14 protein-coding genes and 1 tRNA gene are annotated in these 12,719 nt (G+C 71.4%); 8 read left to right on the plus strand and 7 right to left on the minus strand.

All coding sequences use genetic code 11. The features are described 5' to 3' along the window. Position 1 precedes the first annotated feature (1 nt). Positions 2-901, minus strand: coding sequence for a UTP--glucose-1-phosphate uridylyltransferase GalU (gene galU, locus ACFVS8_RS18835; RefSeq protein WP_387065893.1), 900 nt, complete (start codon positions 899-901; stop codon positions 2-4). Positions 902-972: 71 nt separating this feature from the next. Between galU and ACFVS8_RS18840 the strand changes: the two genes are divergently transcribed. Genes ACFVS8_RS18840 through mscL form a run of 3 tightly spaced genes read left to right on the plus strand, consistent with a single transcriptional unit; the run spans position 973 to position 2,361 of the window. Further along, positions 973-1,551, plus strand: a complete 579-nt coding sequence (locus tag ACFVS8_RS18840; protein ID WP_387065895.1) for a 5-formyltetrahydrofolate cyclo-ligase — start codon at positions 973-975, stop codon at positions 1,549-1,551. Between the two features lie 34 nt (positions 1,552-1,585). After that, complete coding sequence (locus ACFVS8_RS18845; protein WP_387065898.1) at positions 1,586-1,894, plus strand: FmdB family zinc ribbon protein; 309 nt, start codon at positions 1,586-1,588, stop codon at positions 1,892-1,894. A 29-nt stretch (positions 1,895-1,923) separates the two neighbouring features. Further along, positions 1,924-2,361 (plus strand): large conductance mechanosensitive channel protein MscL, encoded by a 438-nt coding sequence (gene mscL, locus ACFVS8_RS18850; protein WP_387065901.1) that lies wholly within the window; start codon positions 1,924-1,926, stop codon positions 2,359-2,361. Positions 2,362-2,418: 57 nt separating this feature from the next. On the opposite strand, the gene ACFVS8_RS18855 is transcribed toward mscL, so the two are convergent. Together ACFVS8_RS18855 and ACFVS8_RS18860 are read right to left on the minus strand one after the other, a co-directional pair. Beyond that, positions 2,419-2,625 (minus strand): hypothetical protein, encoded by a 207-nt coding sequence (locus ACFVS8_RS18855; protein WP_387065904.1) that lies wholly within the window; start codon positions 2,623-2,625, stop codon positions 2,419-2,421. Further along, a complete protein-coding gene (locus ACFVS8_RS18860) occupies positions 2,622-6,311 on the minus strand; it encodes an AAA family ATPase (protein WP_387066123.1) in 3,690 nt (1,229 codons plus the stop codon). Before ACFVS8_RS18860 ends, ACFVS8_RS18855 begins: the two co-directional genes overlap by 4 nt. A 228-nt stretch (positions 6,312-6,539) precedes the next feature. Between ACFVS8_RS18860 and ACFVS8_RS18865 the strand changes: the two genes are divergently transcribed. Beyond that, entirely contained in the window at positions 6,540-6,848 is a 309-nt protein-coding gene (locus ACFVS8_RS18865; protein ID WP_387065906.1) for a rhodanese-like domain-containing protein, read from the plus strand. After that, positions 6,845-7,165 (plus strand): metal-sensitive transcriptional regulator, encoded by a 321-nt coding sequence (locus ACFVS8_RS18870; protein ID WP_387065909.1) that lies wholly within the window; start codon positions 6,845-6,847, stop codon positions 7,163-7,165. Before ACFVS8_RS18865 ends, ACFVS8_RS18870 begins: the two co-directional genes overlap by 4 nt. Positions 7,166-7,201: 36 nt before the next feature. Here the strand turns inward: ACFVS8_RS18870 and ald are convergent, their stop codons facing one another. Beyond that, positions 7,202-8,302, minus strand: a complete 1,101-nt coding sequence (gene ald, locus ACFVS8_RS18875; RefSeq protein ID WP_387065911.1) for an alanine dehydrogenase — start codon at positions 8,300-8,302, stop codon at positions 7,202-7,204. A 128-nt stretch (positions 8,303-8,430) separates the two neighbouring features. Between ald and ACFVS8_RS18880 the strand changes: the two genes are divergently transcribed. After that, complete coding sequence (locus ACFVS8_RS18880) at positions 8,431-8,970, plus strand: Lrp/AsnC family transcriptional regulator (protein ID WP_387065914.1); 540 nt, start codon at positions 8,431-8,433, stop codon at positions 8,968-8,970. A gap of 66 nt (positions 8,971-9,036) precedes the next feature. On the opposite strand, the gene ACFVS8_RS18885 is transcribed toward ACFVS8_RS18880, so the two are convergent. Next, positions 9,037-10,101 carry an ATP-dependent DNA ligase gene (locus ACFVS8_RS18885; RefSeq protein ID WP_387065916.1) on the minus strand — a complete coding sequence of 355 codons (1,065 nt, stop codon included), beginning with the start codon at positions 10,099-10,101 and terminating at the stop codon, positions 9,037-9,039. Positions 10,102-10,251: 150 nt separating this feature from the next. On the opposite strand from ACFVS8_RS18885, the gene ACFVS8_RS18890 reads away from it, so the two are divergent. Continuing rightward, positions 10,252-10,575 carry a hypothetical protein gene (locus ACFVS8_RS18890; protein WP_387065919.1) on the plus strand — a complete coding sequence of 108 codons (324 nt, stop codon included), beginning with the start codon at positions 10,252-10,254 and terminating at the stop codon, positions 10,573-10,575. Positions 10,576-10,617: 42 nt separating this feature from the next. On the opposite strand, the gene ACFVS8_RS18895 is transcribed toward ACFVS8_RS18890, so the two are convergent. Both ACFVS8_RS18895 and ACFVS8_RS18900 read right to left on the minus strand, forming a co-directional pair. Then, a tRNA-Arg gene (locus tag ACFVS8_RS18895) sits at positions 10,618-10,689 on the minus strand. A gap of 33 nt (positions 10,690-10,722) precedes the next feature. Then, positions 10,723-11,301 (minus strand): hypothetical protein, encoded by a 579-nt coding sequence (locus ACFVS8_RS18900; RefSeq protein ID WP_387065921.1) that lies wholly within the window; start codon positions 11,299-11,301, stop codon positions 10,723-10,725. Between the two features lie 156 nt (positions 11,302-11,457). Here ACFVS8_RS18900 and ACFVS8_RS18905 point away from each other — a divergent pair, with 156 nt between their 5' ends. Then, complete coding sequence (locus ACFVS8_RS18905; RefSeq protein ID WP_387065923.1) at positions 11,458-12,489, plus strand: lactonase family protein; 1,032 nt, start codon at positions 11,458-11,460, stop codon at positions 12,487-12,489. Positions 12,490-12,719: the final 230 nt, after the last annotated feature.

Genomic DNA, 12,719 nt, shown 5'->3' on the forward strand with positions numbered 1-12,719 from the left:
GTCAGTCGCGCCCGAGGCCGGCGACGTACTCGGCCAGCCAGGGCTTGAGCTCGGGTCCGAGGTCGTCGCGATCGGCCGCGAGCTGCACGACCGCCTTGATGTAATCGAGCTTGTCGCCGGTGTCGTAGCGCCGGCCGCGGAACACGACCCCGTAGACGCCGCCCGTGCCCTCGACGTCGCCCGCCATCTCCATGAGCGCATCGGTGAGCTGGATCTCGCCGCCCTTGCCGGGCTCGGTGCGCTCCAGCACGTCGAAGACGTCGGGCTTCAGCACGTAGCGGCCGATCACGGCGTAGTTCGAGGGGGCGACCTCCTTCGCGGGCTTCTCGACGAGTCCGGTGATGCGCACGACGTCGTCGTCGTCGGTCGCCTCGACGGCGGCCGCACCGTAGAGGTGGATGCTGTCGGGATCGACCTCGAGGAGCGCGACCACGGTGGCGCCGCGATCGGCGTGCACCTCGAGCATCCGGGTGAGCAGCGGGTCGCGCGCGTCGATGAGGTCGTCGCCGAGCAGCACCGCGAACGACTCGTGCCCGACGTGCTTGCGCGCGCGCAGCACCGCGTGGCCGAGGCCCTTCGGGTCGCCCTGGCGCACGAAATGCACGTCGGCGAGGTCGCTGGACTCCTTGACCTTCGACAGCTTCGAGTCGTCGCCCTTGGTCTCGAGGGTGTACTCGAGCTCGGTCACGCGGTCGAAGTGGTTCGCGAGGGCGTTCTTGTTGCGGCCGATGATCATGAGCACGTCGTCGAGGCCCGCCGCGACGGCCTCCTCGACGACGTACTGGATCGCGGGCTTGTCGACGACCGGGAGCATCTCCTTCGGCATGGCCTTGGTCGCGGGGAGGAATCGGGTGCCGAGACCCGCTGCCGGGATCACAGCCTTGGTGATGCGTTCAGTCATGCGAATCAGCGTATCCGGAAGGCTGTTTCGGCGCGGTCACGAAAGCTGAACATCGTCTTAGGATGAGTGCCATGCCCGACGATCCGTCCGTTCAGAAGCGCATTCTGCGCGCAGAACTCCGCGAGCGCCGCCAGAACATGTCGGCGCACGAGCGCCGGCTCGCGACCGAGGGCTTCACCGCCAGGCTCGAGGAGCTGGTCGGGTCGACGGATGCCGCGTCGGTGTCGTGCTACCTCTCGATGCCGTCCGAGCCCGACACGCGTCCGTTCGTCGAGTGGGCGGAGGGCCACGGCATCCGCGTGCTCTTCCCGGTGACCCGTGAAGACGGCCTGCTCGACTGGACCGTCGGCGAGTCCGACGACGAGCGGCTCGGCCTGCACGGCACCCCCGAGGCGGTCGGCGAACTGCTCGGGCCGATGGCGATCAACGACGTCGACCTCATCATCGTACCCGCGGCCGCGATCGACGGCACGGGCATGCGCCTCGGCTGGGGTCGGGGTTATTTCGACAAAACCCTCGGTTCGATGGGAAAATGTCCTCCGGTGTACGCCGTGGTCTTCGACAGCGAGTTCGTCGAAGAGGTTCCGCGAGAGGTGCACGACCAGCCGGTGAACGGCGTCGTGACCCCGACTCGCATCCACGCGTTCTGACCGGCGTCGCACCCCCTCGAGCCGAAAGACCTTCATGCCCACCTATTCGTACCGCTGCACCGAGTGCGGCAACGCCTTCGACATCCAGCAGTCCTTCACCGACGACAGCCTGACGGTCTGCGAGTCGTGCGGCGGCCCGCTGCGCAAGCTCTTCAGCGCGGTCGGCGTCACGTTCAACGGGTCGGGGTTCTACCGCACCGACTCCCGGTCGAGCGGGTCGGGCTCGAAGAGTTCGTCGGGCGCGGCGGCATCGGGCAGTTCCTCGGGTTCGTCGTCGGGTTCAGGCTCCTCGTCGTCGAGCGGCGGTTCGACCTCGTCGTCCTCCTCGGCTAGCGTGGCGTAGACCTGACCGACGAACCAGCAGGGGGCAACGTGCTGAAGGGCTTCAAGGAATTCATCCTCCGGGGCAACGTGATCGAACTGGCCGTCGCGGTCGTCATCGGCACGGCGTTCACTGCCGTGGTGACCTCGATCGTGAACAACCTGATCAACCCGCTGATCAGCGCGGTGTTCCGCGCCGACAGCCTCGACGAGGCGCTGGTGCTCCACATCCCGACCCTCGACGGCGGCACCTCCGACGTCAGGTTCGGCGCCGTGATCGGCTCGATCATCACCTTCATCATCGTCGCGGCCGTCGTCTACTTCGTGTTCGTCATGCCGATGAACACCCTGAAGGACCGCGCCGAGGCGAAGCGCAAGGCCGGCGCGCCCGACCCCGACGAGCCCGAGACCGAGCTCACGCTGCTCTCCGAGATCCGCGACCTGCTCGCCGACCGGCCGGCCGAGGAGCCGCGCCAGCCGCGTCACTGACGCCTCCGCGTTCGGCGGGCACACCGCCGCGAGCCGTCGCACCGGAACGACCTCTGGTCACCCCCAGTGCGGCGGCTTCTCGCGTCTCAGGCGTTCGTCTTCCGGGCGAGCGGATGCCGCGCGCCCGGCGTCCTCGTCGTCGGCGGCGACGTCACGACCGGGAACCGGCGCCTCGGGCGTCGGATCCGTGCCGGGCGCCGGCGTCAGGCGCGCCCGCCTCGCGCGGCCCGTCGCCCGCTCGACGCGCTGACGCTCGTCGTTCATGCGGATGGGGCATCCGCCGGCAGTGCCGGAGGCTTGCCGAGGAGCGTGGCGACCCGGTCGGCGACGGCCTCGGGGTTGCCGAACAGCTCGAAGCTGTGCACGCGCAGGTAGTGCCAGCCGAGTCGGCGGAGCACGTCGGGGCGCAGGCGCAGCGACTCCCGCAGGCTGTAGCCCGTGAGCACCTCGTCGGTCTCGACGACCACGGCCTTGCCCGCATTGGCCGCGGCGAGCGCCAGGCGGCCGCGATGACCGGAGCTGACGCGGATGCCGCGACGCTCGAGCCGTGCGGCGAGGTCGTCGAGCATCGACGCGCCCGACGTGCCGCTGCCGTCGTCGGCGGCACGTTCCTCGGTCTGGCTGAGGATGCTCGCGAGCGCGAGCACGCCGTGCGACTGGCGCTCCTCGTCGATGTCGTCGGGGCGGAACGCCGACACGATGTCCATCGAGCGGCGGGCGCGCGTCATGCCGACGGCGAGCAGGCGGTCGCCGCCGGGCTCGCCGAGCGAGCCGAAGTTCGACAGCAGCCGTCCGTGGGGTGTGCGGCCGTAGCCGACCGAGAAGATGACGCGGTCGCGGCTCTGCGCCACCGACTGCTCGAGCGTGAGCACGGTGAACGGCTCGGCGCGGTCCTTCAGGATGAAGTCCGACAGGTCGGTGCGCTTGGCGAAGGCGGCGAGCACGGCCTGGTGCACGCGCGCGGCGTGCCTGGTGCTCGCGGTGACGACCATGAGCGACTCGCGCGGCCGCTTGACGGCGTGCTCCATGACGAGCTCGACGACCTTCGCGACCTCGGAGTCGATGCTCTCGACGGTGCCCGTCACCTGGTCGGGCAGCCCGTTGCCGCGCACGTAGTGCAGGCCGAGGCTGCCGTGCCCGAGGAAGCTGCCCGCCCAGGGCAGCGACTCGATCCGGCCGCCGTAGAAGCGCCGGTTCACGAGCTCGGCGAGGTCCTCTCCCCCGGCCCGGTAGCTGCGCGTGAGCGTCATGGTCGGCAGCAGTTCGCCGAGGCGGGCGAGCGCGGAGTCGGCGTGGAGCGCGTCGACCCCGTCGGACTCGCGCTCTGCGGCGGTCGCGGCATCCGTCGTCGCGTCGGGGTCGTCGAGGCCGGTCTCGAAGATCGTGGGCGTCTGCGTCACGGGGTCGCCGAACGCGACGACCTGCTTGGCCCGGCGGATGGCGCCGAGGTTCTCGGCCATGGTCGTCGAGCCGGCGTCGACGAGGATCACCGCGTCGAACACGATCGACGGGTCGATCGCGGCGACGTCGTACGGCGACGCGAGCCAGACGGGCGCGAGGGCGCGGAACAGGTGCGGGGTGTCGCGCTGCAGCTTGGAGGCGTCGACGCGGTCGCCGCGCAGCATGCGCTTGAGGTGCCCGGCCTCTTCGGGGTGGTCGACGAGGGCGACCTTCCAGTTCTCGCCGAGGTGCCAGGCCAGCTGCGGTCCGGCCGACGACGCGTGCGCCTCGTCGACGAGCCGGAAGTCGCCCTCGAGTCGGTCGAGCAGCGCGGTGTCGGCGCCGAGCAGCGCGGTGTCGGTCGCGAGCATCTGCTCGAGCACCGACTGCCACCACGCGAGCTCGAGCTCGCCCGCGACGACCTGCTCGGGAACGTGGCGCCTCGCGAGGTCGACGAGCAGCGGGTCGAGCCCGAGGTCGCGGAGCGAGCCGAGCAGCGCGGTGCGCTCCTGCAGGTTCGCCAGCACCTCGGACTCCGCGGCGAGCCCGGCGAGCATCGTGGTGAGGTCTCGCACGGGGCGCACGGCGAGGCGGCGCGGCGTGCCGGCGAGGCCGAGCGGGCCGTCGAGCACGCCGAGGTCGTGCTCGACCGAGCGGTGGGCGACGTGCACGTCGTCGAGTCCGACCGGCACTCCCGGGATGGATCCGGCCTCCGAGTACCGCTGCCAGAGCGTGCGCTGCTGCTGGATGCCGCGGAGGGCCGCGTTCAGGTCGGTGACGTGCACGCCGGGGCGCACGTACTCGAGCGCGTGGCGGCGCAGGCGACGGCGGTTCGCGCCCGACATGCCCGGCGATTCGCGGCGCGGCGACGTCGCGGCGATGAGCTCGCCGAGCGGACGGTCGAACACCGAGGGCCGGAAGCGGTCGAGCGTCTCGCGCACGTCGAGCAGGAGGCGCAGGAACACGCCGAGCTCGGCGACCGACTCGAACATGCGGAGCCTGGTCTGCCCGATGAGGGTGCGCCCGCGGTCGAGCAGGCGGGGCACGTCGACGTCGCTCAGGCGCTTGGCGAGCTCGTGCGCCTCGGTCGCCTCGGCCGACGAGGCGAAGGACGCCCCGTACCAGGGCGAGTCGCCGGGCCCGTACTTGAACTCGCCGAGCGCCGCAGCGCGCACGAGGTCGCGCGAGACCCGGTCGCCGCCCTCGGCGAGCGCCACGAGCGAGGCGTGCGAGAGCCGCGCCGTGGTCGACGGCGCTGCAGGCAACAGCGCGAGCCTCGCGAGTTCGCCGAGCGCGTCGAGCACCGAGACCTTGAGCTCGGGTTCGGGGCGCGTGAGTGCGGTGCGGTAGTCGACGAGCGCCTTGCGGAGCCGCACGAGCGCGTCGTCGACGTCGGCGACCCGCGGCCGCTCGACCTTCTCGTTGCGAGAGATCGACGTGATGAGGTCGCGTCGCAGGCCGGCCGTCGTAACGGCCGCGCCCGCGAGGCCGACCTGCGCGAGGCGGTGCACGATGCCGTCGAGGCTCGCCTTGCGGGCGCCGACCACGAGCACGCGTCGGTCCTTCGCCACGAGTGCGCCGACCGCGTTCACGATCGTCTGGGTTCCGCCCGTGCCGGGCAGGGTCTTCACGACGAGCGACGTGCCCGCCTCGATCTCGGCGACGACGCGCTCCTGCTCGGGGTCCGCGTCGAGCAGCAGCGTGTCGGTCGACGGCGGCCGTTCGTCCTGCGGCACCGGGCGCACCCGCTCGCCGAAGCCGGCGAAGGCGGCGCGGGCCGTGGGGTTGCCCGCGATCGCGTCGACGAGGGGATGGTCGGGCTCCGCGGCATCCGCTGCCATCGCCGGACCGACCTCGGCGAACGAGGAGACCACGAGTCGCGGGGCGACCTGGAACCAGGGCAGGTAGCTCGTGAGGCCGCGGAGCCGGTCGATGACGGGCTGCGGCTTGAACACGCCGTTGGTGATCGCGAGCGCGACGAACGCGTCGGCGTCGAGCGTGATCTGGAACTGGTCGCGGAGCTCGCGCGCGAGCGCGGGGTTCAGGAACGGCTGCCCCTTGAGCTTCAGCTCGAAGTCGCGGCCGTAGCGCCGGATCGCGAGCGGACGCAGCAGCACGGGCGCGAGGAACTCCTCGCCGCCGTTGCGCCACGACGCGAGCCCGATCGCGAGGTGCACCGACTCGACGCCGCGCACCGAGCGCAGCTCGATGCCCTTCTGCGTGATCTCGGCGGCCGCGAGGCGGGCGTTGCGCAGGGCGAGCTCGTCGCGGATCAGGCTCGAGAGCAGCGTCGAGCGCCCGGTGATGAACTGGGGCAGGCCACCGGGGTGCGTGGTCGAGAGCTCGATGCGGGTGCGCGGCGTGTCGATGAAGCGCACGAGCGGCGAACGGCCGCCGACGGTCTCGAGTTCGCGCTGCCAGCGGCGCCATGCCGGTTCGGCGACGTTGCCCGCCACGAGGTCGGGGTCGCCGAGGCTGACGCTGTGAGGGCTCGTGAGGTTCTGGGTCATCGCTTCCGGGGTCGGTTCGGCGGCAGCGGCGTCCGCGTTCTCGCCGAGGTTCAGGTCCTCGTCTTCGTTCCGTTCGAGCCGCCGCACACGGACACGATAAGGCCATGTCGCCTGATTCGTGGGATGCAGCGCCGTTCGACGCCGCTTCGAATACCCCACGGGTATGGTGGTAGCCTCGACCGCCCGTGCCCCGATCCGAACGCACGGCCGACCCGGAGGAACCGCCCGATGCACGAGATCACCGCCACCGAAGTGCACGCGCTCGAGGGCGCCGTCATCCTCGACGTCCGCGAACCGCACGAGCTCGAGCGAGCGCGCATCGAGGGCGCCATGCACATCCCGCTCGGGGAGCTCGTCGCCCGCTCCGACGAGGTGCCCCGCGACACGACGGTGTACACGCTCTGCCACGTGGGCGGGCGCAGCGCGCAGGCCGCGGCCTACCTCGAGAGCATCGGCGTCGAGACCGTGAACATCGCGGGCGGCATCGTCGAGTGGCACCGGCAGGGACTCCCGCTCACGATCGGCAGCGACGGATGACGACGACGGATGCCGCGGCCGGCCCGGCCGCGTCGGCGGGCGACGACGACGCCCAGCGCCGCATCCTGAACCGCCTGAAGCGCGCCCGCGGCCAGCTGAACGCGGTCATCGACGCCGTGGAGTCGGGCGCGGACTGCCGAACGGTCGTGACCAGGCTCTCGGCGGTCTCGAGCGCGCTCGACAAGGCGGGGTTCGCGATCGTCGCCACCGCGATGCGCGACTGCGTCGACGACGATCGCCCGGGCGCGGAGTCCGCGGCACCGGGCGATCGGCTCACGATCGACGAGCTCGAGAAGCTGTTCCTGACGCTCTCCTGAACCCGCGTCGGCATCGAGCCGCCGCGGGCCGTTCGATCACGGCGCGGTCTGCAGCTCCAGGCCGTGCGCCAGCGCGACGCCCTCGTTCGTGAGGCGGCCCGCCGTGGCGTTCAGGCCCTTGGCGAGCGCGGGATCCGCGGCGAGCGCGGCCTGCCAGCCGAGGTCGGCGATGCGCACCGCGTAGGGCAGCGTCGCGTTCGTGAGCGCTGGCGTCGAGGTCGCGGGCACCGCGCCCGGCATGTTCGCGACGCAGTAGTAGATGGCGTCGTGCACGCGGAAGGTGGGCTCGGCGTGCGTCGTCGGGCGCGAGCCCTCGAAGCATCCGCCCTGGTCGATGGCGATGTCCACCAGCACGGCGCCCGGCTTCATGCGCGAGACCATCTCGTCGGTGACGACCTTGGGCGCCGCGGCTCCCGGCACGAGCACCGCGCCGACGACGAGGTCGGCGTCGGCGACCTGGCGGGCGATCTCGTACGGCGACGAGGCGAGCGTCTTGATGCGGTGGTCGTAGCGGGCGTCGAGCTCGCGGAGCTTCGGCAGCGAGATGTCGAAGACGGTCACGTCGGCGCCGAGGCCGAGCGCGGTCGCCGCGGCCTGCTCGCCGGCGACGCCGCCGCCGATGACGACGACCTTCGCGGGCGAGGTGCCGGGAACGCCCGCGAGCAGTACGCCGCGACCGCCCTTCGAGGCGAGCAGCTCGGCGGCGCCGACCTGCGGCGCGAGGCGACCCGCGACCTCGCTCATGGGGGTGAGCAGCGGCAGCGAGCGGTCGGCGAGCTGCACGGTCTCGTACGCGATGGCGGTGACGCCGGAGTCGAGGATCGCGCGCGTGAGCGGCAGGTCTGCGGCGAGGTGCAGGTAGGTGAAGAGGGTGAGGTCCTCGCGGAGGAACCCGTACTCGGCCTCGATGGGCTCCTTCACCTTGAGCACGAGCTCGGCCGCCCAGGCCTCGGCGGCGGTCGCGACGATCTCAGCGCCCGCGGTCACGTACTCGTGGTCGGTGAACCCGGCGCCGACGCCGGCTCCGGCCTGGATGGCGACGCGGTGGCCGCGCAGCACGAGCGTGTGCACGCCCGCGGGCGTCATGGCGACGCGGAATTCGTTGTTCTTGATCTCAGCAGGCACGCCGATGTACATGGGGGCTCCGAACGATATGGGACTGTACGAACCATTTTCGCCGCTTGTTCGACGTATCGAAAGAACCACCGAACAGAATTCGGTAGAGTCGTGATGTCTGATTCATATGTTCGAAGGGATGCCGCCTAGTGACCGACTCGCCGCAGATCAGCGCACCGCCGTCGGCTCTCCGGTCCGGCGCCGACCCGCTCGTCGGGCCGTCCGACCTCGACGAGGTCGACCGGCAGATCATCGCCCGCCTGCACGACAACGCGCGCATCCCGAACGTCGATCTCGCCAGGGCGGTCGGCATCTCGCCCTCGACTTGTCTCGCGCGCGTGCGATCGCTGCGCGAGCGCGGCGTCATCGTGCGCTACACGGCGGAGATCAACCCGGTCGCGCTCGGCTTCACCCTCCAGGCGCTCGTGAGCGTTCGCATCCGGCCCGGCGCCCGCCATCTCATGGAGCAGATCTCCGACGAGCTCCGGCGCGAGCCCGAGGTCGCCCAGCTGTTCTTCCTGGGCGGCACTGAAGACTTCCTCATCCACGTGCGGGTGCGCGACAGCGAGCACGTGCGGCAGTTCGTGCTGAAGAACCTCTCCGCGAACCCCGCCGTCGCCCTCACCGAGACCAACCTCGTGTTCGAGCACCACACGGCGCTCTCGGCGGGGCTCCGCGCCGTCATCTGATCCGCGCAGGCGTCGACGTCGGCGTCGACGTCGACGTCGAGGTCGAGGTCGGCGCAGGCGTCGACGTCAGCGCACCGGCAGGATCTGCGACAGGTCGAGGCCGTCGGGCGACTCCAGCTGCTCGTACGTGCACGACGCGGCATCCCGGTCGGGGCGCCACCGCTTGAACTGCGCGGTATGGCGGATGCGGTCGCCCTCCATCTGGCTGTACCCGACCTCGACGACGAGCTCGGGCCGCAGCGGCACGAACGACAGGTCCTTGCCTGCCGACCAGCGGCTCACCGCCCCCGGCATCCGCGATCCCTGCTGCCCCTCCTGGGCCGCCCACTCGCCCCACGGATGCTGCGAGAGGTCGTCTTCACGATACGGTTCGAGCTCCTCGACGAGCGCCGCGCGCCTCGCCATCGGGAACGACGCCGCGACGCCCACGTGGTGCAGGCGCCCGTCGTCGTCGTACAGCCCGAGCAGCAGCGAGCCGACGATGCCGCCGGTCTTGTGCCAGCGGAAGCCCGCGACCACGCAGTCGGCCGTGCGCTCGTGCTTGACCTTGAACATCGTGCGCTTGTCCGGCAGGTACGCGCCGTCGAGCGGCTTCGCGACCACGCCGTCGAGGCCGGCGCCCTCGTACCTGGTGAACCACTCGCGCGCCTCGTCGAGGTCCGCCGTGGCGGGGGTGACGAACACGGGGTCGGATGCCGCGGCGAGCGCGGCCTCGAGCTCCGCCCGCCGTTCGGCGAACGGCCGCCCGGTCAGGTCGTCGTCGCCCAGGGCCAGCAGGTCGAACGCGACGAACGACACGGGCGTCTGCTCGGAGAGGAGCTTCACGCGGGACGCGGCGGGGTGGATGCGCTGCTGCAGCGCGTCGAAGTCGAGGCGCCTGTCGCGCACCAGGATGATCTCGCCGTCGACGACGCACCGCTCGGGCAGGTTCTCGCGCAACGCCTCGACGAGCTCGGGGAAGTACCGGGTCATCGGCTTCTCGTTGCGGCTGCCGAGCTCGATCTCATCGCCGTCGCGGAAGACGATCGTGCGGAATCCGTCCCATTTCGGTTCGACGTGCCCGACGTCGGGGATCTCCTTGACGGCCTTCGAGAGCATGGGCGCGACTGGCGGCATCACGGGCAGGTCCATCGCTCCATCATGCTCCGCGGGAGGCCGTTCGCACAGCCCTCGGGGGCTCGGATCGAACACCCCGCCGGCACTCTGTGCACGATCAGGATCGTGGCGTAGAGTCTATGCCGGTCGCCCCCGACGATGTGGCCGACCAGAACGAGGAAGCACATGCACCACCGCACGACGGCCGCCGCGCACGCGCCGGCTCTGACCGCTCGCCCGACGAGCGCACGCACCCGAACCGGTCTTCCGTCCGTCACGGCCGCGCCCATCGGACTCCCGCCCATCGGGACCTGGTGGACGCTGCTCGACCGCGGCCTGCAGCGCGAGATCCTCGCGAATCCGACCGCACCGCTGCGCCCGTTCGCCGTGCGCCGCGTCTTCGAGATCTGCGGGATGAACGCCGACACCGCGACCGCCCAGTCCGTGCGGCTCGGCGCGAACGAGCGCGCCTACATCGCAGGCTGGGCCCACGCCGTCGACTGGACCTGAGGGGCTGCCGCGGCCCATGAACGACATGCGACCGCTGAACGGTGCCCCTGGAGGGACTCGAACCCCCAACCCTTTCCTTAGGACGGAACTGCTCTTCCATTGAGCTACAGAGGCTGACCGCAGAATCCTACCTGAGTGACCCCGCGATCACTGACCGTCGGTATCGCCGTGCACGCACCCCGGCGGCTCGGAGTTGCCGCTCAGGGCGAAGTCCTCGCAGGTGAGGAAGTTTGCCTGGTTCGCACCCAGCGCATAACTTGCAACGGCGATGGCCGCGATCGCTGCGAGACCGACCGCCACCGCGCCGCGTCGGAGCCCGTGCCCGAAGTCCGGCCAGAAGACCACCGCGAGGGCCCAGAGGGTGAAGGGGATGCCGGCGAGCGCGACCAGGACGGCGACCAGGTCGAGGACGCCGATGACGAGGTTGTCACCCGTGTCCTGCACGAAGGACAGTCCCAACCAGAGCGATGGGAACGCGAGCGCCACCAGTCGTCGCGTGCGGTGCTTGAACGGTCGGGGCTGGAACGCGACGACGACGAAAGCCGCGGTCGACGCCACCCAGACGAACAGGAGTTGGTCGAAGAACGGTTCGCCCCACGCGCCGAGCGTGAACGCCGGCCACCAGACCGACACGCTGACGGCCACCACGACGATGCCGAGCGGTTGACGGCGTGGCCTCGCGCCGGCCTTCTGCGGCCCCGGACCGACCGAACCGTCTTCGCTCATCGTGGACCACCCCCGGATGTCATTCTGCCGACCGGCAGGCGCTCAGCGGCAGCGGCGCGCGCACCGACCGCGCCGCAGGTCGCGGTAGCCTTGCCGTCGGCGTCCGCGAGACGCGGCCATGGGGCCGCGCCGGCGCCTCACGACGAGTGGAGCACGATGGACGGCGGCACGAGGTTCTGGGTGGGCGCGTCGACGGTGGGCGCGCTCGGGTCGCCCGCCCGCGGCATCCGACCGCTCGACGTGGCCCCCGACGGCACGACCGTGCTCGGCGACCCGGTCGACGTCGGCGAGAACCCCATGTTCCTGGCCGTCTCCCCCGCCGGGGTGCTCGGCATCGTGCACGAGCTCGCCGACGGGCTGGTCTCGACGTGGACGATCGAGGGCGACGCCGTGCACGCGTTCGGCGCTGCGGGCCCGACCGACGCCGGCGACCCCTGCCACATCGCGTTCGACGCGAGCGGCGCGTGGGCGTTCGCGGCCAACTACTCCGGCGGTCGAGTCACCGCGCATCACGTGGCTCCGGATGCCGCGGCCTCCGCCGCGCACTCGGTCGCGTTCAGCGGCTCCGGGCCCGACGCGTCGCGCCAGGAGTCGTCGCACCCGCACCAAGTCGTGCTCGACGCGGCGCGCGGGCGGTTGCTCGTTCCCGATCTCGGAGCCGACCGCATCCGTGCGATCGCGCTCGACGCGCTGCCCGAGGGGCTCGGGCACGACGAGTCGCACGACCTCGCGATCCACTCCGGCGCCGGCCCGCGGCACCTGGTCGTGCTCGGCGACGTCGCGATCGTGGCCAACGAACTCGACCGCACCGCGAGCGTGGTCGACCTCGTCGACGGACGCGAGGTCGGGTACGCCCCGGTCGACGACCGCGTGGCGCCCCGCGCGCTCGGGCTCTCGGCCATCCGCTCGACCCGCTCCGGAACCGTGCTCATCGGCGACCGCGACGCCGACGCCCTGGTCGCACTGCGGTTCGACGCGCACGCGCGCACGCTCGAGCGCGTCGCCTCGGTGCCGACCGGCGGACGCCACCCTCGCGACCTGCACGTGACGCACGACGAGCGGTTCGCGCTCGTCGCCGATCAGGGGTCCGACTCGATCGCGGTCGTCGCGCTCGACGCCGGCGTGCCGACGCACGTCGTGGCGACGGTGGCGACGCCTGCGCCCGCGTGCCTGGCGCGGATGCCGTGACCCCGGCGTTCGCTCAGTTGTAGCCGAGCACAACGATCGCGGACGTCGTCGGCGAGAGTTCGTCGACGAACGGGATCTCTTCGATACGCGGCTCGTTCGGGTATTGCTTCATCGCGGTCACCTGCCTGTGCGTGGGGGTGCGTTCACGCTACGCGACGGCGCTGCGCGGGTCATTGTCCATGACGTCCAACTTCGGACGGCCGCTTCGCCAGAATGTCACAGCGCGGTCG

This window comes from Agromyces sp. NPDC058110 (genome assembly GCF_042884735.1).
Classification (GTDB): domain Bacteria; phylum Actinomycetota; class Actinomycetes; order Actinomycetales; family Microbacteriaceae; genus Agromyces.